General features: G+C 39.9%; 23 protein-coding genes. 7 read left to right on the top strand and 16 right to left on the bottom strand.

The genetic code is table 11. The annotated features are described in order from the left end of the window. Positions 1-10 precede the first annotated feature (10 nt). Positions 11-2,308 carry a type IX secretion system anionic LPS delivery protein PorZ gene (porZ, locus tag QRD02_RS01055; protein WP_290253042.1) on the top strand — a complete coding sequence of 766 codons (2,298 nt, stop codon included), beginning with the start codon at positions 11-13 and terminating at the stop codon, positions 2,306-2,308. Next, a complete protein-coding gene (gene recO / locus QRD02_RS01050) occupies positions 2,308-3,027 on the top strand; it encodes a DNA repair protein RecO (RefSeq protein WP_290253041.1) in 720 nt (239 codons plus the stop codon). Before porZ ends, recO begins: the two co-directional genes overlap by 1 nt. A gap of 14 nt (positions 3,028-3,041) precedes the next feature. Here recO and QRD02_RS01045 read toward each other — a convergent pair whose 3' ends face one another. Then, positions 3,042-3,620, bottom strand: a complete 579-nt coding sequence (locus QRD02_RS01045; protein ID WP_290253040.1) for a GNAT family N-acetyltransferase — start codon at positions 3,618-3,620, stop codon at positions 3,042-3,044. A 161-nt stretch (positions 3,621-3,781) separates the two neighbouring features. On the opposite strand from QRD02_RS01045, the gene QRD02_RS01040 reads away from it, so the two are divergent. Further along, on the top strand, positions 3,782-4,282 hold the full coding sequence (locus QRD02_RS01040; protein ID WP_290253039.1) for a pyridoxamine 5'-phosphate oxidase family protein: 501 nt from the start codon (positions 3,782-3,784) through the stop codon (positions 4,280-4,282). A gap of 83 nt (positions 4,283-4,365) precedes the next feature. On the opposite strand, the gene QRD02_RS01035 is transcribed toward QRD02_RS01040, so the two are convergent. The 15 genes from QRD02_RS01035 to QRD02_RS00965 form a co-directional block, all read right to left on the bottom strand. Continuing rightward, positions 4,366-5,934 (bottom strand): serine hydrolase, encoded by a 1,569-nt coding sequence (locus QRD02_RS01035; RefSeq protein ID WP_290253038.1) that lies wholly within the window; start codon positions 5,932-5,934, stop codon positions 4,366-4,368. Positions 5,935-6,028: 94 nt separating this feature from the next. Then, positions 6,029-8,050, bottom strand: coding sequence for a cation:proton antiporter (locus QRD02_RS01030; protein ID WP_290253037.1), 2,022 nt, complete (start codon positions 8,048-8,050; stop codon positions 6,029-6,031). Between the two features lie 268 nt (positions 8,051-8,318). Beyond that, positions 8,319-9,707, bottom strand: coding sequence for an NAD(P)(+) transhydrogenase (Re/Si-specific) subunit beta (locus QRD02_RS01025; protein WP_290253036.1), 1,389 nt, complete (start codon positions 9,705-9,707; stop codon positions 8,319-8,321). Positions 9,708-9,833: 126 nt separating this feature from the next. Further along, positions 9,834-10,130 (bottom strand): NAD(P) transhydrogenase subunit alpha part 2, encoded by a 297-nt coding sequence (locus tag QRD02_RS01020; RefSeq protein WP_290253035.1) that lies wholly within the window; start codon positions 10,128-10,130, stop codon positions 9,834-9,836. Between the two features lie 3 nt (positions 10,131-10,133). Beyond that, positions 10,134-11,267 (bottom strand): NAD(P) transhydrogenase subunit alpha, encoded by a 1,134-nt coding sequence (locus QRD02_RS01015; RefSeq protein ID WP_290253034.1) that lies wholly within the window; start codon positions 11,265-11,267, stop codon positions 10,134-10,136. Positions 11,268-11,298: 31 nt separating this feature from the next. Beyond that, a complete protein-coding gene (locus QRD02_RS01010) occupies positions 11,299-11,679 on the bottom strand; it encodes a hypothetical protein (protein WP_290253033.1) in 381 nt (126 codons plus the stop codon). Positions 11,680-11,708: 29 nt separating this feature from the next. Further along, positions 11,709-12,125 (bottom strand): GreA/GreB family elongation factor, encoded by a 417-nt coding sequence (locus QRD02_RS01005; RefSeq protein ID WP_290253032.1) that lies wholly within the window; start codon positions 12,123-12,125, stop codon positions 11,709-11,711. A gap of 89 nt (positions 12,126-12,214) precedes the next feature. Next, complete coding sequence (locus tag QRD02_RS01000; protein ID WP_290253031.1) at positions 12,215-13,510, bottom strand: Glu/Leu/Phe/Val family dehydrogenase; 1,296 nt, start codon at positions 13,508-13,510, stop codon at positions 12,215-12,217. A 13-nt stretch (positions 13,511-13,523) separates the two neighbouring features. Further along, positions 13,524-13,697 (bottom strand): hypothetical protein, encoded by a 174-nt coding sequence (locus tag QRD02_RS00995; RefSeq protein WP_290253030.1) that lies wholly within the window; start codon positions 13,695-13,697, stop codon positions 13,524-13,526. A gap of 294 nt (positions 13,698-13,991) precedes the next feature. Beyond that, on the bottom strand, positions 13,992-15,308 hold the full coding sequence (locus QRD02_RS00990; RefSeq protein ID WP_290253477.1) for a sigma-54-dependent transcriptional regulator: 1,317 nt from the start codon (positions 15,306-15,308) through the stop codon (positions 13,992-13,994). Positions 15,309-15,313: 5 nt separating this feature from the next. Beyond that, positions 15,314-16,402 carry a sensor histidine kinase gene (locus tag QRD02_RS00985; protein ID WP_290253029.1) on the bottom strand — a complete coding sequence of 363 codons (1,089 nt, stop codon included), beginning with the start codon at positions 16,400-16,402 and terminating at the stop codon, positions 15,314-15,316. A 170-nt stretch (positions 16,403-16,572) separates the two neighbouring features. Continuing rightward, complete coding sequence (locus QRD02_RS00980; RefSeq protein WP_290253028.1) at positions 16,573-17,106, bottom strand: lipid-binding SYLF domain-containing protein; 534 nt, start codon at positions 17,104-17,106, stop codon at positions 16,573-16,575. 144 nt (positions 17,107-17,250) lie between these two features. Then, on the bottom strand, positions 17,251-17,604 hold the full coding sequence (locus tag QRD02_RS00975) for a DNA gyrase inhibitor YacG (RefSeq protein WP_290253027.1): 354 nt from the start codon (positions 17,602-17,604) through the stop codon (positions 17,251-17,253). Positions 17,605-17,697: 93 nt separating this feature from the next. Then, a complete protein-coding gene (locus QRD02_RS00970) occupies positions 17,698-18,600 on the bottom strand; it encodes a DUF6268 family outer membrane beta-barrel protein (protein WP_290253026.1) in 903 nt (300 codons plus the stop codon). 34 nt (positions 18,601-18,634) lie between these two features. Beyond that, on the bottom strand, positions 18,635-20,719 hold the full coding sequence (locus QRD02_RS00965; RefSeq protein ID WP_290253025.1) for a protein-disulfide reductase DsbD family protein: 2,085 nt from the start codon (positions 20,717-20,719) through the stop codon (positions 18,635-18,637). Between the two features lie 297 nt (positions 20,720-21,016). Here QRD02_RS00965 and QRD02_RS00960 point away from each other — a divergent pair, with 297 nt between their 5' ends. The 4 genes from QRD02_RS00960 to QRD02_RS00945 all read left to right on the top strand — a co-directional run bounded on the left by QRD02_RS00960 (position 21,017) and on the right by QRD02_RS00945 (position 26,244). Next, the gene (locus QRD02_RS00960) at positions 21,017-21,535 is read left to right on the top strand and encodes a hypothetical protein (protein WP_290253024.1); all 519 of its coding nucleotides are present in this window, start codon (positions 21,017-21,019) and stop codon (positions 21,533-21,535) included. A 164-nt stretch (positions 21,536-21,699) separates the two neighbouring features. Continuing rightward, positions 21,700-25,104: an isoleucine--tRNA ligase gene (gene ileS, locus QRD02_RS00955; protein WP_290253023.1), complete on the top strand. Its 3,405-nt coding sequence runs from the start codon at positions 21,700-21,702 to the stop codon at positions 25,102-25,104. A 2-nt stretch (positions 25,105-25,106) separates the two neighbouring features. Continuing rightward, positions 25,107-25,490 carry a TraR/DksA family transcriptional regulator gene (locus QRD02_RS00950; RefSeq protein WP_202337357.1) on the top strand — a complete coding sequence of 128 codons (384 nt, stop codon included), beginning with the start codon at positions 25,107-25,109 and terminating at the stop codon, positions 25,488-25,490. A 121-nt stretch (positions 25,491-25,611) separates the two neighbouring features. Beyond that, a complete protein-coding gene (locus QRD02_RS00945; protein ID WP_290253022.1) occupies positions 25,612-26,244 on the top strand; it encodes a DUF4097 family beta strand repeat-containing protein in 633 nt (210 codons plus the stop codon). Positions 26,245-26,282 lie beyond the last annotated feature (38 nt).

Raw genomic sequence — 26,282 nt, 5'->3', positions numbered from 1 at the left:
CAGTTTTTATATGAAGCAGTGGGTATTTGCTTTTCTTCTATTAATTCCTTTTCTGGCCAACGCACAGAATTTTGAAGATAAGTGGAGGGGCCATTTCTCATTTGTTTCAGTGAAAGATATTTCACAGGGAAACAATAAGGTTTATGTTGGCGCTGAAAATGCCGTTTTCAAATACGACCTTTCTACGCAACAAATAGAAACCTTATCAACTATAAATGGATTGTCCGGCAATTTCATAACAACGGTTCATTACAGTGAGATTTTTCAACTATTGGTTATCGGATATGATAATGGCTTAATAGAAATTGTAAAGGATGGCGAAGAAAACATCCTTAAAGTTGTGGACATTTTAGAAAAACAAACCATTCCACCGGACAGAAAACGCATTAATAATTTCGAGGAATATAATAACAATCTTTACATCTCTACCCAATACGGAATTTCTGTATTCGATCTTTCTGCTTTAGAATTTGGCGACACCTATTTTATTGGTGATGGCGGAAGCCAAATCAATATAATTCAAACCACCGTTCAAGAACCTTACATTTTTGCTGCAAGTACCACTAATGGAATACGCAGGGCAATCGTGGCAGATAACAATCTTATTGATTATCAAAACTGGACAACTATAATGGGCGGAGGTTACAGGGCCATGGAAAAATTGGGTAATGAGCTTTATGCTTCCAATAACGCAAATGCTATTTTGCGCTTTACGCCCCAAGGGAATACGACCATCGTTCAAACCTTCAGTTCCCAAGTGCAAAAATTCCGACTTGCTGCCGATATATTGACAATTACCACTAAAAATTCAATCCATGCTTATTCTGAAGGCTTTGTGCAGCAATCTTCCATAACCAATGTTCAAGGTTATGAGCTCGATCTTTTCTCTGGGAATAGTTTCGGAAATAATTTCTATCTCGGAACCGCGGAAGATGGCCTTTTGATCGTTCCTTTCGGCAGTTCACAGCCCACGCAAATCCTTCCAAACGGACCTATCAGAAATCGGCCTTTCGCATTGGATGCTGCCCCTGGTGAATTATGGGTTACTTTTGGAGAAGTGGATGTCGATTTCAATCCATACCCCCTATCCCGCTTTGGAATTAGCCATCTTAAGGACACTCTTTGGAATAACATTCAATATGAGGATTTAAGCGCAGCGGTGGGCGGAGAACCCACAGATTTGGTAGAAGCAACTATTAATCCCGCAAACCAAAGCGAGGTGTTTATAAGTTCTTTTGAAAAGGGACTATTAAAAATTGTGGATGATTCACCAACGATTCTTTATGATGAAACCAACAGCGGGTTGGATAAGGCAATTATCAATGGAGTGGACGCTGGAATTCGGTTATATGGTTCTGAATTTGACAATCAGGGCAATCTTTGGTTTCTTCAAAGTAAAACAGATGAAGGACTTATTAAATTAACACCAAACGGCCAGTTTCAAAAAGTGGACATATCCAATATCATAAACCCTATTAGCGAGTTGGCCTTAACCAAATTGGTAATTAGTCGCGAGGGAAATATTTTTTTCGGTTCTTATAGCAACGGACTTATTGGCTACAATCCACGGACGGACTCCTTCAATAAATTGGGAAAAGGTGCCGGTGCCGGCAATTTACCCGCCAGTGGGGTTCGAGCGCTCGCGTTCGATGCGCAAAACAGACTCTGGATTGGAACACTCAATGGCCTTCGCGTTCTGTACAGCCCCGGTAGTTTTTTTGAACAAGGAGTTACCCCAGAGTCGCAGGCTATAATTATTTTAGAAAACGGTGTTGCGCAAGAGCTTTTATATGAGCAATCCATCACTGATATTGAAGTGGACGGCTCAAACAATAAATGGATCGCAACGGCCACGGCCGGTGTATTCTATTTATCCGCGAATGGACAGGAAACCTTGTTGCGATTCACTATAGATAATTCCCCATTGCCAACAAACAACGTGCAGGATATCGCAATAGACCCCTTCAGCGGAGTTGTTTATTTTGCTACCACCCAAGGTTTGGTGGCTTATAGGGGAACCGCGACTGCACCCAATGATAATCTTGAAAATTTGCACGCATTTCCAAATCCTGTGCGCCCCGGTTACCACGGCAACGTTACCATTGATGGACTTACAGCCCGAGCAAACGTAAAAATTACCGACATTAACGGAAGTCTGGTTTTTGAAGAAACCTCCGAAGGGGGAAGTGTTTTGTGGGACACCACAGCATTTGGAAAATACAAAGTGCGTTCCGGGGTTTATTTAGTGTTGGTGACCACCGATGATAGTGCGGAAACAAAGGTTTCGAAAATTATGATTATCCGATAATGATCGTTGCAACCAAAGCCATTGTTTTTTCTGCCATAAAATATTCTGAAGCCGATCTTATTGTCACTTGCTATACCCAGGTAAGCGGGATTAAAACCTATTTGCTTCGCAATATTTTAAAAGCCAAAAATGGAAAACTTAAGGCTTCCTATTTCCAGCCGCTGACCCAATTGGAGCTAATTGCCGATCATAAAAACAAAGGCACGTTGGAATATATTAAAGAGGCAAAAATAGGGCGTCCATATCAAACCCTGCATACCGATATTATCAAGTCAGGGCTCGTTCTGTTTTTGTCTGAAATGTTGAAAAACTGCATTCGTGAGGAGGAAAGCAATCCAGAACTTTTCGCTTATTTGGAAAGTTCCTTTCAGTGGTTGGACCAAGCTAGTGCCGTGTCCAATTTTCATATTTTCTTTTTGTTGCAATTAAGTATGCATTTCGGTTTTTATCCGGACGCCTCCAATATTGATGCGCCCTATTTCAATATTGTGGAAGGCAATTTTCAGTCGGCCGATACCGGCAACTACTGTTTGAAAGGCCAACAGATTGAGAATTTCAAAAAGTTCTTTGGAATAAATTTGGAATCGTTGCACTCCATAAAATTGTCAAAGGCAGCGCGCCACAATTTGCTGGAATTTATTCTGACCTATTATAGTTTTCATGTGCAGGGTTATCAAAAGCCAAAATCGCTTCCTGTTTTGGAACAACTTTTTTCCTAGTTTAAAACGAAAAACTAAAGCTCGAGCTGCAAATGTTCGTAAATGCAGTTACCAAGATTTTTGCGGCCTTTGCTTTGGAATCCAAGGGCAGTATAAAGTTTTTTTGCATCGGGATTATTGAAATCTACCAATAGGCCTATTCTTTTTTGCCTATCTTTTTTTGCACAATTAATTGCCGCAGCCAATAATTGCTTCCCAATTCCTTTGCCTTGGTGATGGGGAGAAACGCTTACCGTATCAATATATATTTCATTTGGCTCCGTTTCATCGTCAATTTTTAATTCTGCCACCCTATATTTCTCAACTATATATTCCAAAAATGGTTTGCGATAGGTGGATAACAAGGCGCCATCATAAAATGTAATGGAGCCCAAAATCTTGCCCGTTTCTTCAAAAACCAAGGTATGTTCAAAACTATATTGATTGGATTTTTTCTGAAAAAAATGCTCGAACAGCGGAATGGCTTCCTGAGAGTTTTTCGTATTGGCAAATGTGCAGGCCAAATCCTCCATAGCCTGTATTATCAGTGGAGCCACCTGATTATAATCCTCTGGGCGTGCAGGGCGAATATTTTTTGCTATATCCAATTCCATAATTGCAAATTTAGGAACTTAAAGGGGCATAACATGTATTCTTAGGAGAAATTAAAAGAATCAGAAATATGATTTGTTGAATTATTTTCAGCTCGTCTTAAACTTTATGATTTTCTTAAAAGTGCACCGTGTGAATGTTTAGTATATTGAAAATAAAAACTATGAGCACAAAAAATCTAAGCAACGAAGAAGCCCGCAAAAAAATAAAAGATTTGGCAGAATCAATCGATTATACAATGATGGCCACAGATTTGAATAATCAACCCTTCCATGTTGTACCCATGAGCACCAAAGAAGTTGACGAAGCTGGAAACATTTGGTTTTTAAGCAATAAAAACAGTGAGCACAACCAAAATATTGAAAGGGAAAACAAAACCCAATTAATTTATGCCGATAAAGGCAATTTTGAATTTTTAACTGTGTACGGTCGTGCAACCATTAGCACGGATCGGAACAGAATTAAGGAATTGTACGGCAGCGGGGATGATGCTTGGTTTGAAGGTGTGGACGATCCCAATATAACCGCTATTAAAATTCAACCTGACGAGGCCCATTATTGGGATACCAAACACGGAAAAGTACTTTCCTTACTGAAAATGGCCCAAGGGGCGATAACGGGTAATGAACCAGACTTAGGGGAACACGGAAATTTAAAAGTATAACAGAAATAAACCAAATAAACTCAAAAATCCGCTGCTATTGAATGACCAATGGCAGCGGATTTAATTTTTTTTTGGGCCAACAATCATTTGGAGCGCCTGAACTCCAAGTCTTGAAAGTTATAACTGAAATCAATAAATGGGGAAATACCGATCATTGTAAATCCTTCAGCTTTTCCTTCCGTATCCAAACGAAAATTAACGAAAGCATCGGCTTTTAAAGAGGCGTCATTCCAGCGAACCACATAGGTAGTTCCTTTGTAATAGGACATTATTCCGGTTAAATCGCTGGATTTTTCGGCCCTAAAATTTAGCTTTCCGTTTTGTGCGCTAATTATAACATTTCCAAACCACACGTCATTATACGTTCCCACATAATCTGTTAGGTTTGGCGTCGGTGTTTTATTTTTTAATTGGGCCGCTATAGTTTCTTCCACGGCTGAAATTATGCTGTCTTCTTCTTTTTCACCTGCCAATCTTCGCTCACTATATTGCTTAATTCTATCTTCCCCCGAAATGCCAAAAAATCCATCCTTTATGGTGTTTGTAATTGCCGTAAACGCAGAGCCACTTTGCTGGTTTGTGAGTACGATAATGCCGAGATGCATTTCTGGAATAAGTGTAACTTGACTGACAATTCCATTAAGCCCTCCGGTGTGCGTAACCTGAAAATGTCCTTTTACATCACTTAAAAACCACCCCAATCCATAGGCGGAAAAATGGGTGTTGTAAGGTCCTTTGCCGGTTTTAATTAATGTTTGTGGCGACCACATTTCGCCATGCATCTTTTCACTGAAAATGCTGTCCTTTAGTTGCGCCCCATATTTTCCGTGATTCAGTTGCGCTTGCACCCAAACACTCATATCATTAATTGATGAATAAATACCACCCGCAGGAGTTGCAATTTGTGTGAAGGTATCACCCGTTAATTCCAGTTTGCCATTCACCGGGGCGTGACCATCAATTCTGTTTTCGTCTGCCTTAATTTGTGGAATGGATAGAAAAGAGCGGTTCATCCCAAGCGGTTTAAAAAAGTTTTGTGAAATGTAAGTATCAAAATCAACGCCCGAAACCCTCGAAACTATTTCCCCGGCAACTATGTATAGCAAGTTGTCGTAATCAAATTTACTTCGGAAGGAGGATACAGGTTTTAAATATCTGAGATTGTGTATCATTTCTTCTTTAGTAGTTGTGTTATTGGCGGGAAAAACCATTAAATCGCCCGCGCCAAGGCCCAAACCACTGCGGTGGGTGACCAAATCGCGTACGGTAAATTCGCTGGTAACGTAGGCGTCGTGTAATTTAAATTCTGGAATTATATCCGTTACTTTTGTATCCCACGTGAGCTTTCCCTTATCAATAAGTTGGGCCAAAGCCGCTGTGGTAAATGCCTTGGTGTTGGAGGCCACGCCAAAAAGAGTATTTTCGTTTACGGGCGCATTCGTTTTGAGGGAACGGACGCCGTAAGTATTTTTATGATAAATTTTTCCATCCTTCAAAACCGCCACCGCCATTCCCGGCACGTTGAATGTTGTCATTGTTTTTTGAACAAGACTATCAATTTGGGGGCTACTTAGAATCTGTGCATTTAGGTCCGCAATTAAAAATGAAAATATGATACAGGGCAAGAGAATTTTAAGGAATAAATTTTTCATAATGTTTATTATATTTTGCGCTTAAAGATACAAACATTGCTATTGTAGCCAACCATTGGGAGGTTTAAGGGTTTTTTAATTCCCATACTTGTGGCTATCGTGGATAAAATACCATTTTGCTAATTGCTGGAAAATGCTTTTCCAATTTGGCGGGAATTCTATCCAATTGTCCAAAATGGGAAACGTATCCTTTTCGGGAAGATACAAGCACTATTAAATCTGTATCCAAAAATTGACGGGAAAGAATAAGAAAATCTTCCCATTCATAAAAACGGTTAAATTGAATGTTCAAACTTAGTTTTTGGGTTTTAAAAAACCTTAATATGGCTTTGTGGGTGTCATCAGTGCAATTGAGGGTAATCGGGATTGAAATTTCAATGGCAAGTTTGGCCAATTTATTGAGCCACATTTCGAAGCCTTCTTCAAACTCTGCAATTGGCGGGACGATAACGAACAATCTTTTATGGTTTATGAGCGGATTCTCGAACTGGCAGATAAACAATGTTTTTTCTGTATTTTCGAGGATACTTTCCATTTTGTCTCCAATCAATTTATCCAGAAATCCCGTTTTTTGTGGCCATCCCAATAAAATGAGATCGGCCATTATTTCCTTCGCGGTTCGGGATATGCCGCTGGCAGCGTTGTAGTCTATGGTCGCCATAATGGTGGCATCGGTTTCGGAAGCGGTGGTTTCTTTTATAAATTTTTCAAGTTCCAATTTTGCCTTCATTATATTTTTCTCGGCTTCCAGAGTGTTTGGAACTACGGTTAAAAGAGAAAGTGGCATTGCGGATTTTTTATCCTTTATTAAAATTGCAAACTCTAATATTTTTTCAATATTGGTCATGTTTGCAATCGGGATGAGAATTTGTTCGGTATTGCCGGTAATTGTCAGCGTTTCCTCATTTTCGTCCATATCCCGAATTATAATTTTTGAAGCGCTTTCAGTGGCGAAGGAAGCCACAATGCATGTAATAAGTATCAAGACAACAGTGCCATTTAAAATATTGGCACTCAAAATTCCCGCATTATAACCAACCAAAATTACGGCCAAGGTAGCCGCAGCATGAGCGCTACTTAAACCAAAAATCAGTTTTCGCTGGCCTCTTGAAAAGCCAAAAATCAATTGCGTTATCCAAGCCGCCGTCCATTTGCCGGTGATGGCAACTATGGTTAAGGTGCCCGCTATAATTATAGCCATTGGGCCACTTAAAATAACCTTTACATCAACCACCATTCCTACGCTTATTAAAAAAAAGGGGATGAAGAGTGAATTGCCGATAAATTCAATTCGATTCATCAATGCCGATGAATGGGGGATGAGTTTATTCAGTGCCAAACCTGCAACGAACGCACCAATGATAGATTCCAATCCAGCCAACTCCGCCAAAAAGGCGGAAAAAAATACCACGGACAGTACAAAAATATAGTGCGAATGTTTCTCACTTTCGAGTGTTCGGAAAAACCATTTCGCGATTTTTGGAATAATAAAAAACATAAATGCGGAAAACAACAGAAGTGAAATGCCCAAACGGATCCAGAATTCCTGGGTAAGCCCGCCACTATGCGATCCTAAAATTACGGCCAACAGTATCAGCACCGCGGTATCCGTCAGTATTGTACCTCCCACGGTTATGGCCACCGCTATATTTTTTGAAACTCCCAACTTGCTGACAATTGGATAGGTAACAAGGGTATGTGTGGCAAACATACTGGCAGTGAGTAGACTTGCATTAAAATTGAAATCCAATATGTAATAACATACTGGAAAACCGATACCCAAGGGAATCGAAAAAGTTAAAAGACCAAAAATGATACTTTTATTTTTGGTTGCCTTAAACTCGTTTAAGTCGAGTTCCAACCCTGCAATAAACATAATATACAAAAGGCCGATAGTCGAGAAAACATCAACAAAAAGACTTTTTTCCAAAATGTTGAAACCTTCGGGACCAATAATAATTCCGGATACAATCAACCCAATAATTCCGGGTATCCGAATTCTATTTAATAACACCGGCGCTAATAGAATGATAAAAAGTATTATTGAAAAAATCAGAACCGGATTGTGGAACGGAAGCTGAAAATGTTCTGAAAGTTCGTGGAGGATAGTGTCCATAATATTTTGTCGAATTTCTAATCTGTATTAATATAATTCCTTCATAGAAAAATTCGAAGATATAACTGAAATTTCAGAAAACGAGGATTTTTTCGGTCGTAAAAAAATAAAAAAAACCTGTCCGCTTTCCACCCAACGGTATTTCTGATTTCGGAAGAATATTTTTGAATTTTATATCGAAAAAAGAAAATTGAAATTCATTGACAGTCGAACAAAGGAAAGGGATCAATAAATTAAAACGAAGAAAATCTATACTGTAATTTCAGTTTTAAATTAGCTTTAACTGGTTTACAATTTCCAGTAAAGATGATTTTGCATCGCCAAAAAGTATGCTGCAATTGTCCAAACCAAAAAGATCATTTTGAACTCCGGCATATCCTTTTCCCATACTTCGTTTCATTACAATTACCTGTTTGCTTTCATGGGTACGGATAATCGGCATTCCATAAACCGGGCTGTCAGGATTATTTTCGGCGGCCGGATTAACCACATCATTGGCTCCGATTACCAAAACGGTATCATATTGGGCCATATTTTCGTTGCCCTCTTCCATTTCTTTTAGTCGGGAATAATCCACATTTGCTTCGGCAAGCAAAACATTCATATGTCCGGGCATACGGCCTGCCACGGGATGGATGATATAGTTTACTTCCACATTTCGTTTTTCCAAAAGTTGCTGAAGTTGCCCACAAATATGCTGCGCTTGTGCTACTGCCAGGCCATAACCCGGTACAATGGCCACTTTTTGCGCAAAAGATAGCGATAAGGCCGTTTCAGAAATGCTGATTTCCTTTATTTCCTGCTCTTCCTCCACCTGTCCATTTTTGCTCTTTTTAAAAGTTCCCGCAAGCACTTTCATCAAGGAACGGTTCATAGCCTTACACATTAAAAGTGTAAGCAAAATTCCCGCAGCGCCCACAAAAATACCACCTGCTATCATGGCTTTGTTTCCATACACGAAGCCCGCAAAAGCCGTAGCAATTCCCGTTATACTGTTTAAAAGTGAAATTACCACCGGCATGTCCGCCCCGCCAATGGGCAAAACAAAGAGTACCCCATAAATCATTGCGATTAAGGATAGAACGTACATAAATGCAGTGAAACCGATAGGAATGATGCCGAAAAAATAAAGCACTGGCAATAAAAACAGCAATCCCAAAAGTAACCGTGCGGAAATGATAACGGTTTTGCTACGTCTGTCTTTTACTTTTCCCGCTAATTTTCGTTCGGCAATAATACTTCCGGTTAAGGCTACGGCGCCAGTAACCAATCCGGCAATCAGCAAAATTTGGTTTCCGAGAATAACGGTTGCCAGCTCCATTTGGTTGGCCTCAACCAAACCTAACAGCATCGCGCAGCCACCACCGGTTGCGTTGAAGAGAGAAACCAATTGTGGCATTCCGGTCATTTCCACTTTATCGGAAACTCTTTTTCCGATCACTGTCCCTATGGCAATAGCCAGCAGCATAATAATCAAATTTATATATGGAACTGTGGCACTCACCGCGGCAATGAATGTGAGCACTACGGCCAGAACCATTCCCATTGCCGCTATTAAATTTCCCGTTTTTGCATTTTTTGGAGAACTCATAAACTTCAGTCCTCCCAAAAAGGATAGCGTGGCAATTAGATAACCTATTTCGATGATTGCATGCATTATTTTAAGTTGTTGGTTTTTGGATAAAAAGGAAATTAAAAAAGACTAAAACATAAGGGTATTTTTATGTGAGGAACCTTATGTTTTTCGTCTTTAGGAATTGAGTGAATAGAATATACTGGGAAATTATTTTTTCGGACTGAACATTTTAAGCATTCTTCCTGTTACGAAAAATCCGCCGGATATATTGAGCGTGCCCAAAAAAACTGCAATTCCTCCCAAAGTAAGATTTAGGTAATCATCGGCCGGAACCCGGAGCATCACAATAATGGCACCCACCAAAATAACGCCGCTAATAGCATTGGCGCCGCTCATAAGCGGGGTATGTAAAATGGCGGGAACATTGGCAATTACTTCAATACCGATGAAAACGCAGAAAATGACAAAATAAATTTCTTGGATGTGTAGATTTATAAAATCCATAAGTTATGCTGGTTGTAGTTGTTTGATGAAATGTGGGTGCGTCCATTCGCCATTGTCCATTATTTTGGAAGCGCTTAACAATGGATCATTGTCTTGGGCTTCTGCCTTTTGTTTGTATTTTAAAAAGGAGAAAAAATTGTTGGACAACAATTTTGAGGCGGCGGCAGGAATTTCAGCAGAAAGTGTTGAATTTCCCAAAATGGTAACCCCATTGTGATTTATAATTTGTTTGTTTTTTGAAAGTTCGCAATTTCCACCCTGTTCAGCGGCCAAATCAACAATTACGCTGCCGGGTTGCATGCTTTCTACAGAGCGTGTTTCAATCAGTAGCGGTGCTTTACGTCCCGGAATATTTGCGGTACTAATAACAATGTTTGCGGATAGAATATGATTGTGGATCAGCTCTTTCTGCTTTTTTTGGTAGGTTTCGCTTTGTTCCACTGCGTAGCCACCGGCATTGGCAGATTCGGCATAACCTTCCACTTCAATAAATGTTGCGCCAAGACTGCGGACTTCTTCTCCGGCAGATTTTCGAACATCAAAAGCTTCTACAACCGCACCCAGACGGCGGGCAGTGGCAATGGCCTGCAAACCTGCCACTCCAGCTCCCAAAACCAATATTTTTACGGGAGTAAGTGTGCCGGCTGCTGTTGTAAACATCGGGAAAACGCCGTTGTAAATTTCCGCGGCTTTTATAACGGCTCTATAACCTGCAAGCGAAGCCATGGAAGAGAGCACATCCATAGATTGCGCTAAAGTAGTGCGCGGAAGTAGGTCCAAACTATAAACAGTAGCGTTGTTCTTTTGATATATAGCGAATTTGGAATCATGAAAGAGGGGGTTGAAAATACCAATGAAGCAACAACCCCCCTTCATTTCCACTTCGCTAAAAGTATGATTAATGGATACAATGGTATCCGAATTTTTAGAGATTTCTTCCCGGGACTTTGGCAGTGCGCCTGCCTGTATATATTGGGCGTCGTCAATATCTAGCGAACTGCCCAGCCCCGGCTCGAATAGAATATTGAGCGCTAACTCCCCGGTGAGTTTTTTAACTTCCTTGGGTAACAAACAAACCCTCGGATCGTTTGGGGTTTTAAGGATTCCTATTGTCTTGGGCTGTGGCTGTTCGCTCATATTTTTTTGAAAATCGAATTTCTTATATTTACTATTTGCTGAGGATATTGAAATATTCCTCTTTCACCTCTCGGTATTTTTTTAAATGTGCCGAATAGCTTTTTCGAAATCTTTCGTGTTCGGTTATGTAAAACATATCGCAGTCGGCGTCTTCACACTCTGCGGCTTTTGGCAAACTTTCCTTATATTTTAAAAAAGCATCGATCGTGGCAGTATTGCTTTCCTTTTCTTCGGCCAGTTTCTGCAATACATTTTCAGAATCAAATGCTTTGGAAAGTTCCTTTTTTCCAAGATTCAATAAATTTTCTATTTCCTTTTCAATATAATTAAGATGTTCAATCCAATTGTCCAATTCAATGGAACTGTTTTTAAAAGTTATTGCCTCTGGCGAATCGTGATCGTAAATCTTCATGATTTTAAATAGTTTTTGTAGTGCGAAAGTTATGATAGTACATCAATGTCAATCGGTCTTTCCGATTGCTTTACACTTGTAATTTTTAATTCCTTGGTGCCGTTGGGGAAATTCCATATTACGGAATCACCTTCGGCATAACCCATAACGGCGGAACCCATGGGCGCTAAAATTGAAATTTTGTTCGCCGCAATGTCGCGCTCCGTTGGAATGACCAACTGGAATTCTGTTTCCCAAGTTCCGGATTGCACCGTTACAACGCTATTAAAGCGGATTATATCTGCAGGCATTTCCTCGTGGTCATAAATGATAGCACTGGTAAGTTCCGCGCTCAGTTTTTTGAGGGAAACCTTAGTGTTTTCATCTTTATAATAACCTGTAACATTGAGTAGGCGCTTTAAAAAAACGTACTCTTTTTTCTCTAATATCAAATTTCCATATTTCATGGTTCTCGTTTCATTGTTAATAAAGATGGAACATCGGTACCGCTTCAAGAGTTTGGGAGCGATGTTCCATCTTTGTGGATTCAAATTAATTATGGGAAAATACCTCTAAGAACATAGGCTTTTTCAATTCTTTCAATTGCAATTGCAAAAGCAGCGGTTCGCATGTCAATTCCCTTTTCTTCGGAATAGGCCGTAACCTTTTTATAGGTTGAACGAAGTTTTTTCTCTAGTTTTTCCAAAATTTCGTCCAGCTGCCAAAGCTCTCCGTTACGATTTTGAAGCCATTCGAAATAGCTTCCTATAACGCCACCGGAGTTGCACATAATGTCAGGAATAATGGTAACTCCACGATCTAGCAATATTTTTTCGCCTTCAACATCTGTTGGGCCATTGGCCCCTTCGGCAATAAGGGTTGCCTTTATGGAATTTGCATTTTCTTTGGTAATTTGGTTGCCCAAAGCTGCTGGAATACAGATATCGCACTCCAGGCCGAAAAATTCCTTACCGTTCATGGCTTCGGCCTCGGGGAAACCTACAATACTTCCACTGTTTGCCTTTCCGTAGTTGAAAAGATCCTCCACGGCAATTCCTTCTTGGTTTTGTAGACTTCCGAAGGCATCTTGGACCCCAACCATTTTTGCTCCTTCATTTTCAAGGAAATGTGCTGCCCAATAGCCAACATTGCCGAAACCTTGCACGATGAATGTTTTTCCGTTTAGGCTTTGGTTGTTCTTTTCTGCCCAAAATTTAATGGTCAAGAACACGCCATACCCAGTGGCACGGTCACGACCTTCCAATCCTCCGCTGCCCACTGGTTTTCCGGTAACAACGTGTTGATTTTTGGAACGCTCGCTAGTGCTTTTTGTACTCATGTACGTATCTGCAATCCAAGCCATGGTTTGGTCATTGGTGTTTACGTCCGGAGCCGGAATATCATGCTCTGGGCCAATATTTTCACCTAAAGCATAAGTGAACCGACGGGTAATACGCTCCAATTCACCTTTTGAATATTTTGAAGGGTCGATCTGTATCCCTCCTTTTGCCCCTCCGTAAGGCAAGCCGGCAAGTGATGTTTTCCATGTCATCCACATTGCCAAGGCACGGGCAGCGTCAATATCTACCGTTGGATGGTAGCGAAGACCACCTTTGTATGGTCCAAGTGCGTTGTTATGCTGCACACGGTATCCAGTAAAAATTTCCACATTTCCATTGTCCATTCGAACCGGAAAGTGAATAATTATTTCAGTATTTGTGATGCTTAAAATTTTGCGAACGTTTGGGTTCAGATCAATTTTGTCAGCAGCGCTATTGAATTGCTCCAGCACGTTGTCCAACATTCCTCTTTTTGCAGCTTGTGGTTTTTCCAAGGTTTGTGTATTTGTCATTTTAATAATTGTTTTAAATGGTAGCCATTTCAGGCTCTCTTTTTGTTATTTTAAGTATGGGTTCAGGGGCACGATGCCGTAGTTCGTCAAACTCACTACAGGAAAGCACCGCTGAATGATTGTGCGTTATCACACAATAGGGAGCGTGCGCACATTCGGGACAAAGATTTGTAGGATGATGGTTCATTAAATTTCATGTTTGCGAGTTACATTTGGCAAGGTGTGTGCCAATTATAATAAATAAAGTAATAAAATTACTTAAGTCATTGAAAAATAGAGCATTGAATATTTTGTAATAAATTTTCTCATTTGATGGGTTGGGGCAAATTTTCTACAATGGGGAGAAACGCCCCACTTTTATGCTGAATTCGAGATTGGTACAAAGTATAGATTACAATCAAATTGCGACTTTTAACCGGCGAAATAATATGGCGGTTTTTATATTATTTAAGAAAATGCAAACTTTGAATCAGGGATTGGGCTAACTTAACTTTCCCCGAAGCGTCTTTCTGTCAATATTGAGTATTTCTGCAGCCTTGGTTTGGTTGTTGCCCGTTGCGGCCAGAACCTTTTCGATGTATTTTTTTTCCATTTCCTTAAGCGATACCAATTCATCATTTTGGGGAAAATCGATTCGGTATTTAAGTGTTTCGGGCAAATCATTTACGCCTATAGTCCGGTCACACATTATTACGGCCCGTTGAATTACATTTTCCAATTCCCGAATATTTCCCGGCCAATCATAGCGCTGCAACAATTCTTGGGCTTCGGGATCGATAGTAATGTATCTGTCTTTGTACTCTTTGCCATATTTGAAGAGAAATTTTTCCGATAGCATCGGAATGTCATCTTTCCTTTCCCTTAGCGGGGGTACGTGGATTTCTACAACAGTCAATCGATAAAAAAGGTCCTCACGAAAAGTTTCCTTTGCTATCATTTCCTTTAAATTACTATTGGTGGCGGCGATAACGCGCACGTCAATTTTTTCGGTCTTCCTGTCGCCCACTTTCATCACTTCCTTTTCCTGCAAGACCCGTAAAAGTCTGGATTGGACGGCCAAAGAGGCGTTTCCAATTTCGTCCAAAAAAATAGTGCCTCCATGAGCTGCTTGAAACAAACCTTCGCGGGAATCGTTTGCTCCCGTAAAGGCACCCTTCACATAACCAAAAAGCTCTGATTCCAAAAGGTTTTCAGGAATTCCACCGCAGTTAACAGCAATAAATGGTTCACGTGAATATTTTCCGTTGTAATGGATGGATCGGGCTACAAGTTCTTTACCCGTGCCGCTTTCGCCGCTAATAAAAATTGTAGCTTTGTTATCTTTAACGCGGTCAATTATCTGAATAACTTTATTGATTGCTTCACTTTCCCCAATTATTTCGTTATATTTTTTCCCTTCTGAAGTGACATTGCTTGGTTTTTTCTTTGAATGTGTGGAAAGTGATTTTAGAACGCCCTGCTTTAATTCTTCTTTCGTAAAAGGTTTTACCAAATAATCCACAACTCCAGATTTTATTGCGGAAAGTGCATCCTGAACGGAAGGATAGCCTGTAACAACCAATTTTGGCATCTTCGGGTAATGTTCTGATGCAAATTTGATGAGTTGAAAACCATCCACTTCGGGCATTTTTAGGTCTGTTATCAATAAATCGATTTCCGTGTCGCGTAAAATGGCTACTGCTTCCTTTACTGAAATTGCTTTGAAGGTGTGATAATCCAAAGAATGCAAATGGCGCTGGAGGAGTTCCAAAATATTTATGTCATCATCAACAATTAATATGTTTTCCTTTTGTAGCATTGGTTTCATTGTTTCGGAAAAGTAATAATAAAAATGGCTCCCGTAGGATTATTCGATTGATATTCTATGGTGCCGCGATGGCTTCTAATTATTCCGTGAACCACGCTCAATCCCAGTCCGGAGCCGTCGCCCACTGTTTTTGTAGTGAAAAATGGCTGAAATATTTTTTGCACATTCTCAGCGGAAATGCCCGGTCCTTCATCGGCGATTTTCAAAATTATTTTCTTCTTTGTTTCTTCCAGTGTTATTTTTATCGTCCCATTTTTCGGTGAAAAATAAATTGCGTTCAACACCAAATTAAAAATTACCTGTGTTAATTGGATAGTATCGGCCTTCATTAAAACTGGAACTTTGGGAAGATTCGCTTTATAATTTATTTCATTTTTTTTGAAGGTGGGGTCCAACAGGTTTAAGGCGTCATTTATTACGGGAACAATGTCTGTTTGACCTAAATTCTGAGGCATCTCACAGGCAAAGAACATCAATTTTTTAACCACTTCTCGAGAGAAAATGGCACTGTTAATTATTTTATCGAGGTCTTGGCTGTTTTGGGTGTTGGTGGTTTCCTTGTTTTTCAGCAACTCGGCAAAGCCAAGAATATTGGCGAGCGGCGTGTTTAATTCGTGTGCAATACCGGCCGTAATTTCCCCAAGAATACTCAACCGGTCGGCGTGTTCCATTTTGCGTTTCATGACCACCTCATTTTCCCGAATGGCAGCGCGTTCCAATAAATCGCCAACATTTATGGCAACATTTTTCAGCAGTTTTTTTTCCTCCGGCAAAAAATCTTTTTTCGAGAATTTGTCTGCGGGATAATGAATTTTTATGAATCCTTTTGGCTCATTGAAAACATTGATGTCATCTTCAATCAATACCGTTTTTTTTGAAATAGTAGAAGAAATGAGATGATACGGGTCGGCGCTTATTTCCACCGTGGCGAATTTGCTGTATTGCAAGGATTTCCGAAGACTTAGCGCTATGGAATATAAGGTTTTGTCCAAGGCTCTATAATCATTGTTAACAATAATGGAGGAAACTTCGTATAGACAAGTAAGTTCTTTTATCCGTTCCTTAAGGTTTTTTTCTAAAGTCATACAAATACGCTTCAATCATTTTTCAAAGGTATCAAATTATAATGGTTGAGGATGGCTTAGATCTCGGTTCATGTTGTGGTTACGGTGAAATTGGATCGGGAATAAAAAAACCGTTTTAAGTACATTGTACCTAAAACGGTTTACTATTAATTCTAAAATATTAGAACTAATTATTCAAAATCTTCAAAATCAAATTTTTGTCCGCCCACTGAGACTTCTGCCATTAAGCCTTCTTTTGGAAGGGTAAATACAGCAACACCGTCAGTATAGGTAACATTTAAGGAAGGTGGGGCTTGGTCCAATGCTACAGCAGAAACGTTGGATCCAAAACTGAAGTCGTCATCCATAAAATCTTGGACGGCTCTATCGGTCTTAAAGAAAATTACTTCGCTGTAGGCTTTTCCTCCAATTTGTGCACCTACATCCAGTTGCTTCAAGGAAGCCATTCCCACTAGCACTCCTCTTTCATAAACAGCACCATTTCCGGATGCCGCCCCAACAATTATAGCTCCTTTGCCCACATTTGGAAATATGGCATAGGCCTTAGCATCATCAAAATATCCCTGTATTTTCGGATTGGCTTTTATAAAAGCCGCTTTCGCGTTTTCAGCATCCTTGATTATTTTTTTGTCGTCTGCATTTTGGGCAAAAAGGGTAAAGCTAAAAAGCAGCATCAACCCCATCAAAAAGTTTTTCGTTTTCATATTGTTTGAGTTTTTTATTTAGTTTTTAAAGATACCTTTTATGCGATGCGATACAGGTTAAAGGTCTGTTAGATAATTTATAAGGAAATGCCAATTTTCAAAACCTTGTTATACAGAGCTAAATTAAAAGATATTGAAAACGACCTATTTTAAAGCCTTTTTCACTAAAAGATAGAAGTCATTATCCAAGGGAAGATAGCCTTGATCATATAAGTAAAAATACGTGGAGCCCGATTTTGTTGTATAGATTCCGGTGAAATAATCGAAACTGAACCCCATTCTTAACAGCCTATCCTTAGTGGTTTTTGTTTTTTCTTCTGTATTGAGCGTTTCGAGAATACGATAGTTTTTCCGCAGTCGGTTATTGATGTTTCGAACAAGATTTTTGTTGTCTTTGTTTAGTGAATTGTTGCGCGAATTACGGCAGGAATCACTGCAAAATTTTTTGTCAGCACGGCCCAAGATTTTACCACCACATTCCGGACAAGTTTTTTCCATATTTTAAAGATAGAAACTTTTGTGACGAAAATTCAAATCCTATTAAATCATTTTCCTCAAGATTTGAATATTGTTGCTTTGTTATTTGAGCTGTTATTCTGATTTTTTTTCGATGTGGAATCGATAGATTACTTCAGCTTTAAGAAAAATTCCTCCATTCAATGAGGGGTTTAATTGTATGCGATCGTCACCAAAAGTAAATGCGGAAATGCCCAATTCAATTTCATCCCCTCCAGCGTACATTTCATAATTGTTGCTTGAATAGCCCACTTTCGCGCGTAGCAAAACACTTTCGTCAAGTGCATTGAATTGTAAGTATCCAGCAAATTCCAAAGAGCTGAGGTCGGCATAAAGGGTGGGCGAATTTTCATAGTGCACGTTATAGCTTCGTCCAATTCCGAAGTAGTCCATTCCAATTGTGGTAACTCCTAATTTATAACTTATGTCCGCTGCTATTGGTAAACTCATATCCATTTCAAAACGTTTGTTTGGGCTAAGATAATACCAACCTAAAATAGGGGTCATAAAAAGACCATAAGCTTCCTGGGAGGCATAAATTCCGAAGCGATATTTAAGGTTTTCATTTTTGCTTAGCTTGAGCATTGCGAACCCGCCCAAATAAAAATCATCTCCGGAAATATGTTTATAATCTGAAGCAACTTTTGGAAGCAAAACAAGGGTAGTGCTCCATTTTTCGGACCAGGTGGAGGCGAGGCCTAATTTTATATTGGTGCTATAAAGGCTGGTGAATTCAGCGTTTGGGAAAAGCTGGAGGTTGTTTAAGCTAAAATCGGCGCCAGTTATTAGAGCATGGTTTTCATTCAGAACTATGGGAAAGGTCACGCCAGCCTCAAATGATTTTACGTGAGTGCTACCGTCAACATCTTCAAAATTGTTATTGAAGGTTTGGCCATAACCAATTCGAAATAAATCGACATATTCCTGCGAATGGGAAATCCAAGGAAGGAATAAAAATAAGATTATGATTTTTTTCAATTGATATTTTTTAAACCACAAACCTCGCCTGAAATTATTCAAAAGCTCCAACTCCTTTTTGCAGCCACGCATAATATTCTTCAATATCGGGCGTATAACCCACCGGCTCAATAAGGTTTTGTTCGTCGTGACCCATCAAAACATAAAATGGTTGCGCATTTGCTTTATATTTAAGTATTTGGAACTCACTCCACTTTTGGCCGATGTACCGCAATTTTTTCCCGGTTATTTCCGAGGTAACTTCTTCCCCTTCGGGAAGTGGACGTTTATCATCAACGTAAAGCGAAATTAGAACGATTTCCTCTTTAAGCAATTTTAGGATTTTAGGTTCGCTCCAAACGCGCTCTTCCATTTTACGGCAGTTTACGCAGGCATAACCGGTAAAGTCCACAAGCACGGGCTTTCCTATTTTTTTTGCGTAAGCCAGACCTGTTTCATAATCGTGGAAGGAAATTATATCGTGCGGCCCTAAATGAGCACCCTCGGGAAATTCTTCGGCGGCGGAAACACCTCCGCCATTGCCTAACTTTGTAAAGCCTACACCGTAGGGAGATTCACTGTAGTTCATGGCTGGGGGAAAACCACTAATCAATTTCAAAGGTGCACCCCACAACCCCGGAATCATATAAACGGTAAAGGCGAGGACTATTAGCCCTAAGCTTAATCTGCCCACGGAAATGTGTGACAATGGAGAGTCGTGCGGCAATTGAATTTTTCCGAAAAGATAAAAAGCCAAAGCTCCAAATATAGCTATCCAAATGGCTAAGAAAACTTCTCTTTCCAACCAATGGAGCTGCAGCACCAAATCGGCATTTGATAGAAATTTGAACGCTAGCGCGAGCTCCAAAAAGCCTAAGAATACTTTTACTGTATTCAGCCAACCACCTGACTTTGGCAGAGAATTCATCCACCCTGGAAAAGCTGCGAATAGCGCAAAAGGCAAGGCCAAAGCCAATGAAAATCCGAACATTCCCACGAAAGGTGCTATTCCACCTTTGGAAGCTGCTTCAACCAACAGTGTTCCCACAATGGGTCCGGTACAGGAAAAAGAAACAATTGCCAGTGCCAACGCCATAAAAAATATACCGATTATTCCCCCTCGATCCGCCTGCTTATCAACCTTGTTGGCCCAAGAATTGGGAAGCATGATTTCAAAAGCTCCTAAAAATGAAAGTGCGAATATGACCAACAGCAAAAAGAATATAACGTTGAACCACACATTGGTAGATAGTGCGTTTAGCGCATCTGCTCCGAAAAACCAGGTTACAACGGCGCCAAGAAAAACGTATATTAAAATAATAGCAATTCCGTAAATGACCGCATTTTTAATACCTGCGGCCTTGGTTTTGCTCTGTTTTGTAAAAAAGCTAACAGTCATCGGTATCATTGGGAAAACACACGGAGTTAACAGTGCGGTAAACCCGAAAAGGAAGGCTACCAAAAAGATGGTCCAAAGTCCTTTTTTCTCATGTTTTTCATTTTGCGCCACAGCTTCGTGAGAGTCTTTTGCGCTGGATTGAACTGTATCCGTAACGGCCTTTGCGGTTGTAACGGTATCAGCGGTCACACTTGCATTTATCGCATCGTCAATATTACGGACAGTTTCGGAGACAGATGTATTACTATTATTATCCGAAAGGGGAACGGTTTCGGAGGTGTTTTCGGGAGCGGGGATTTTAAAAACCAAATCCACATAATTTGGCGGGAGGCAGCGAGTGTCATCACAAACCATAAATTCTACTTCACCTTTAATTGTTGTTCCTTTATTACCAGTGAGTTTTATACGCTTTGTAAAGGTTGCGGAGTTCGAAAAGAAAGTGATAACCATGTCGAACACCGGGTCCATCGCTGTGGTTCCTTTACTTTCTTTAATTTTTCCAACGGATTGATATGCATCATTTTCTTCAAAAGTAAAAACAGTTGGCAAAGGCCCATTTTCCGGTACAGCTTGCGAATACAAATGCCAATTATCCTCAATAGTAGCTTTGGATATTAAGTCATATTCCGTATCCGATATTTTTTTGATGCTAGTGGACCATTTTACCGGATCGAGAATCTGTGAATTAACGGAAGTTAGGCAGGCAGTGGCGAGGAAAAGAAGAAGATATATGTTTTTCATTTGGAAATAAAATTACAGGGAATCTTTAAAAGATTCCAAATTTGAGGGAAAAAATGCATTATTCAAAATAATGATGCGGTTTTGGGAAAAAACCACTAAAAAAAATACGGTAAAAATGGCTTTCCATTTCTAAAGAGCGGAAGTAAGTTTCAGAATCTATATAAAATAAAAAATAGCGACTGTCAAAACTCGATGTATTGAGCAATACCACCAACCCATATAATAATAAAAAAGCTATGAAGAACGTTAATTTCTAAAATGGCGTTATATTCGCCGAAAATTTAAAAAATCAAAATTATGAAAATATCAAAATTGCTTTTACTTTTTGTCCTTGCAGTTGCTGCCGTAGGGTGTAACAAAGATGATGATGACAACGGTCCGGCGCCTTACCAGTATAACAAGGATAATCTGACCGGTACCTATAAACTAACTTTTTATGAAAGCCAAGACGTCGAAACCGTCAATGTTAGCGGTTTTGATGTTGTCACAACAACCACTTCCGTAGGTGACACATTTAATGTTAACGTAGTTTTCGCCTCAAATAATACCGTTTCGCTTGACGGAAATTACAGAGTTACTGAAACCGTAACTCAAGGCAATCAAAGCAATACTACAACTTATATAATTGATATTGACAATGAAACTAGCGGCTTTTCTGTAAATGCAGCCGGAAATGAATTGACCATTGACGGGTCGACTTATCAGGTTTCAAATTTTAGCCCAACGGGTTTCCAAATCAATCTATCTGAAACTACCACAGAACCGAATGGCGATAGTTCAGTATACACAGAGGAATTAAGATTTACCAAACAGTAGAAATTTTAATTATTATATCAAAAAAGCTACCCTAAATCGGTAGCTTTTTTTATTTACTTATTTTTTAGATAAAGGCAACAATTTTAGTTAACTACTCCCAAGGCACGATGGTCTAATTCTTCAAAAAACCTTACTTTTGCACCCTTCATTGCAACAAGCACACTATGAGCGCAAAATTTAAAGAATATAAAGGGCTGGACCTCCCTAAACTGGCGGAAGAAGTACTTACTTTTTGGAAAGATGAAAAAATCTTCGAGCAAAGTATTTCCATCCGTGAGGGCGCGGAACCCTTCGTCTTTTTTGAGGGACCACCATCCGCTAATGGACTTCCGGGTATTCATCACGTTATGGCGCGTGCCATAAAAGATATTTTTTGCCGCTACAAAACACAGAAAGGCTATAAAGTTGACAGAAAAGCGGGTTGGGACACCCACGGATTGCCCATAGAATTGGGGGTGGAAAAAGAGCTTGGCATTACAAAGGAAGATATCGGCAAAAAAATTTCCGTCGAAGCCTATAACGAAGCCTGTAAAAAAGCCGTTATGCGCTACACCGATGTTTGGAATAAAGTTACCGAAAGCTACGGCTATTGGGTAGATATGGAAGATCCCTATGTTACCTACGAACCGAAATATATGGAAACCGTATGGTGGCTGCTAAAGGAAATTTATAACAAGAACCTTCTTTATAAAGGTTATACAATACAGCCATATTCACCAAAGGCAGGTACCGGCTTAAGCTCGCACGAACTCAACCAGCCCGGAACCTATCAGGATATTACTGATACCACAGTAGTTGCGCAATTTAAGGGAATGGCGGAAACACTGCCAGATTTCCTTGCGGAGGAATCCAATAATATTTGGTTCCTCGCCTGGACCACTACACCTTGGACTCTGCCCAGCAATACCGCTTTAACCATAGGGCCAAAGATTGATTATGTTTTGGTAAAAACCTTTAATCAATATACGTTTCAACCCATAAATGTTGTTTTGGCGAAAAATTTGGTTGCCAGCCAATTCGCAAATAAATATGAAGAAAAACCCAATGAGGAAATTCTGAAATCCTACAAACAGGGCGACAAAACCATTCCATATTTTATTGCGAAGGAATTTAAGGGGTCCGATTTGGTCGGCATTCGCTACGAACAATTATTGGAATATGCTCATCCCTACGAAAATCCTGAAAATGCATTTAGAATAATTGCGGGCGATTTCGTCACCACCGAGGACGGAACGGGCATCGTACACACCGCACCAACCTTTGGAGCCGACGATGCAAAAGTAGCAAAGGAAGCCGTGCCGGAGGTGCCGCCAATGCTTGTTAAGGATGAGAACGGCAACTTAGTGCCATTGGTTGATTTGCAAGGAAAGTTCCGCCCAGAAATGAAGGAACTTGCCGGAAAATACGTTAAAAACGAATATTATGAAGATTCCGAAGTTCCCGAAAAATCGGTTGATGTTGAGATCGCGATTAAATTAAAAACTGAAAATAAAGCCTTCAAGGTTGAAAAATATCTGCATAGCTACCCAAATTGCTGGCGCACCGACAAACCTATTTTATATTATCCGCTGGATTCGTGGTTTATAAAAGTCACAAATTTCCGTGATAGAATGTTTGAACTAAATAAAGAAATAAACTGGAAACCCAAAGCAACCGGCGAAGGAAGATTCGGAAATTGGCTTGCAAACGCTAATGATTGGAATCTTTCGCGCTCGCGCTACTGGGGAATTCCGTTGCCAATTTGGAGAACGGAGGATGGCAAGGAAGAAATCTTAATCGGTTCCGTTGGGGAATTAAAAGCCGAAATGCAAAAATCCGTTTCTGCTGGCTTGATGCAGAAAGATATTTTTGAGGATTTCAAAGTGGGCGATTTTTCCGAAGAAAATTATGCCAAAGTTGATCTTCACAAAAATATTGTTGATGAAATAATCCTCATTTCCCCAAGCGGAAAACCAATGAAGCGCGAAGCCGATTTGATTGACGTTTGGTTTGACAGCGGAAGCATGCCCTACGCGCAATGGCATTATCCATTCGAAAATAAGGAAAAAGTAGAAAAAACTTGGCGAAAAGCAGATTTCATCGCAGAGGGTGTAGACCAAACCCGAGGCTGGTTTTACACACTTCACGCCATCGCTACTATGATCTTTGATGATGTTGCCTATAAAAACGTTGTCTCAAACGGATTGGTTTTAGATAAAAACGGCCAGAAAATGAGTAAGCGTCTCGGCAATGCCGTAGACCCTTTTGAAACGCTCGATGTTTTTGGCCCAGACGCCACACGTTGGTATATGATTAGCAATGCCAATCCATGGGATAACTTGAAATTTGACCAAGAGGGAATTTCCGAAGTGCGCAATAAATTTTTTGGAACGCTTTACAATACGTACAGTTTCTTCAGTCTTTACGCCAATCTCGATAATTTTGAGTATCTTGAAAAAGATCTTCCGCTGGAGAAACGTCCGGAAATTGACCGTTGGATACTTTCAGAGTTGCATACGCTCATCCAAAAAGTTGACGAATATTATGCAGAATACGAACCAACCAAAGCCACGCGCGCCATTTCAGAATTTGTGCAGGAAAATTTGAGCAATTGGTTTGTGCGCCTAAGCAGAAGAAGATATTGGAAAGGAAGCTATAATGACGATAAGATTTCGGCGTATCAAACATTGTACGCTTGCCTTGAAACTGTAGCAAAATTGGGAGCTCCGGTAGCACCATTTTTTATGGACAGGCTGTATCGTGATTTGTCTTCGGGAGTTAAGAATGGCGGTGCTGAATCAGTGCATTTGACTGATTTTCCAAAGGCGGATATTTCGTTCATTGATAAAAAATTGGAACACAAAATGCAAAAGGCGCAAACCATCTCATCCTTGGTATTGTCTTTACGCCAAAAGGAAAAGATAAAAGTGCGGCAACCCCTTCAAAAAATTATGATTCCCGTTTTGGATAATTCTGAAAAAGAAGAAATTATCGCCGTTTCGGATTTGATAAAAAGTGAAGTAAACGTAAAGGAAATTGAATTAATTGACGAAGGTTCGGGAATGTTGGTAAAACAGATAAAACCTGACTTCAAAGCTTTGGGGCCACGTTTCGGAAAGGACATGAAGGAAGTGGCAACGGCCATTTCCAGCTTTAACCAAGAGCAAATTTCAACCTTGGAAAAAGATGGAGAAATTACTGTACCTATTAACGAAAAAAATACTACTTTGGCGCTCGCTGATGTAATCATAAGTTCTCAGGACATTGAAGGATGGTTGGTTGCGAATGCGAACGGAGTTACGGTAGCGCTGGATGTTACCATAACACCGCAGTTGCGAAATGAAGGGATAGCCAGAGAACTCGTAAATAGAATTCAAAACCTTCGAAAGGACAGCGGATTTGAAGTAATGGACAGAATAGAAGTCCATCTTCAAGAAAACGAAAAACTTATGGCGGCGGTTACCCAAAACCTACAGTATATCAAAGAAGAGACATTAACAGAGGTTTTGCAATTTAAACCACAATTGGACAACGGAACCGAAATTGCATTTGACGATATTGAATCACAAATAAGCATTAAAAAACATTAATTATGACAGACACAGAAAGAACCAGATATTCAGATGCCGAGCTGGAAGAATTTAGAGCACTTTTGAACGATAAAATAAAAAAGGCGACCGAACAATTGGAACTTATCCAAAGTTCGTATAAAAATGACAGTAACAACGGGACTGATGATACATCGCCCACCTTCAAAGCATTTGATGAAGGCAGTGAAGTGATGAGCAAGGAAGCAAACTCGCAGCTTGCCATCCGTCAGGAAAAGTTTATTCGCGATCTTAAAAACGCCTTGGTTAGAATTGAGAACAAAACCTACGGCGTGTGCCGCGTTACGGGAAAATTGATAAATAAGGAACGTTTAAAACTTGTTCCGCACGCCACATTAAGCATCGAGGCCAAGAACATGCAAAAATAAAACGCTAATGCCGTAAAGGTGTTAAAATAAATTTTTAAGAATAGCCCCGATATCCGGGGCTATTTTAATTATAAACAGTTTGGTGAAAGGTGTTTGCCGCCGACGTTATTCAAACTTTGGAATGCAAAAGTTGATTGTCATACTAATAGTTTTTTTGTTGGGAAGTATTTCAGGAGCGTCCCAGCATAAAATTATAGAAAGGGAATATTCTGCCAATGGAATTCGGGAACTTACCATTGAGGAGGATGCCATTTTTAAAATTAGAATAAGAACCGAGGCCACCGAAAAAATTAAAATTACCGTTCGCATTACCGGAGAACATTCCGAAAGCGTTCTCTTGGAAGCAAAATTTTCTGAAGAAAAAATTTCGTTACATACGGGATTTGTCCCATATTTTATAATGGAGAATGACAAACTGGCCGCACATAAAGTAATGGCTATTGAAATGGATTTAATTCTTTCAGAAACAATTTCCGTGGCCATTAAATCAACACTCGCATCTGTGGAAAGCCTCGGAACTATGATGGAATTTTCGGCTGCTTTGGAAATGGGAAACTGCGAAATGTTCGGTTTTTCAGGAAATGCTCATTTAAAAACGGTATCCGGTAATATTACGGTTTTTGCTGAGGATGATGTATCCGGAAAGGCAGTTTCAAAATATGGAAATATTGAAAATGAGCTTCTCAAAAACAAAAAATTTCTTTTGGAGGCGGAATCCATGCATGGAAATATTAGGCTGCTGCAAACCAAATAATATTCCTATTTTTGCCGTCGTTCTTTGGGCGTTAGCCA

It is taken from the genome of Aequorivita aurantiaca (genome assembly GCF_030410135.1).
GTDB classification, from domain to species: Bacteria; Bacteroidota; Bacteroidia; order Flavobacteriales; family Flavobacteriaceae; genus Aequorivita; species Aequorivita aurantiaca.
Note: the sequence above shows the minus strand (reverse complement) of the source record. Positions and strands in the feature narration are given on the sequence as shown.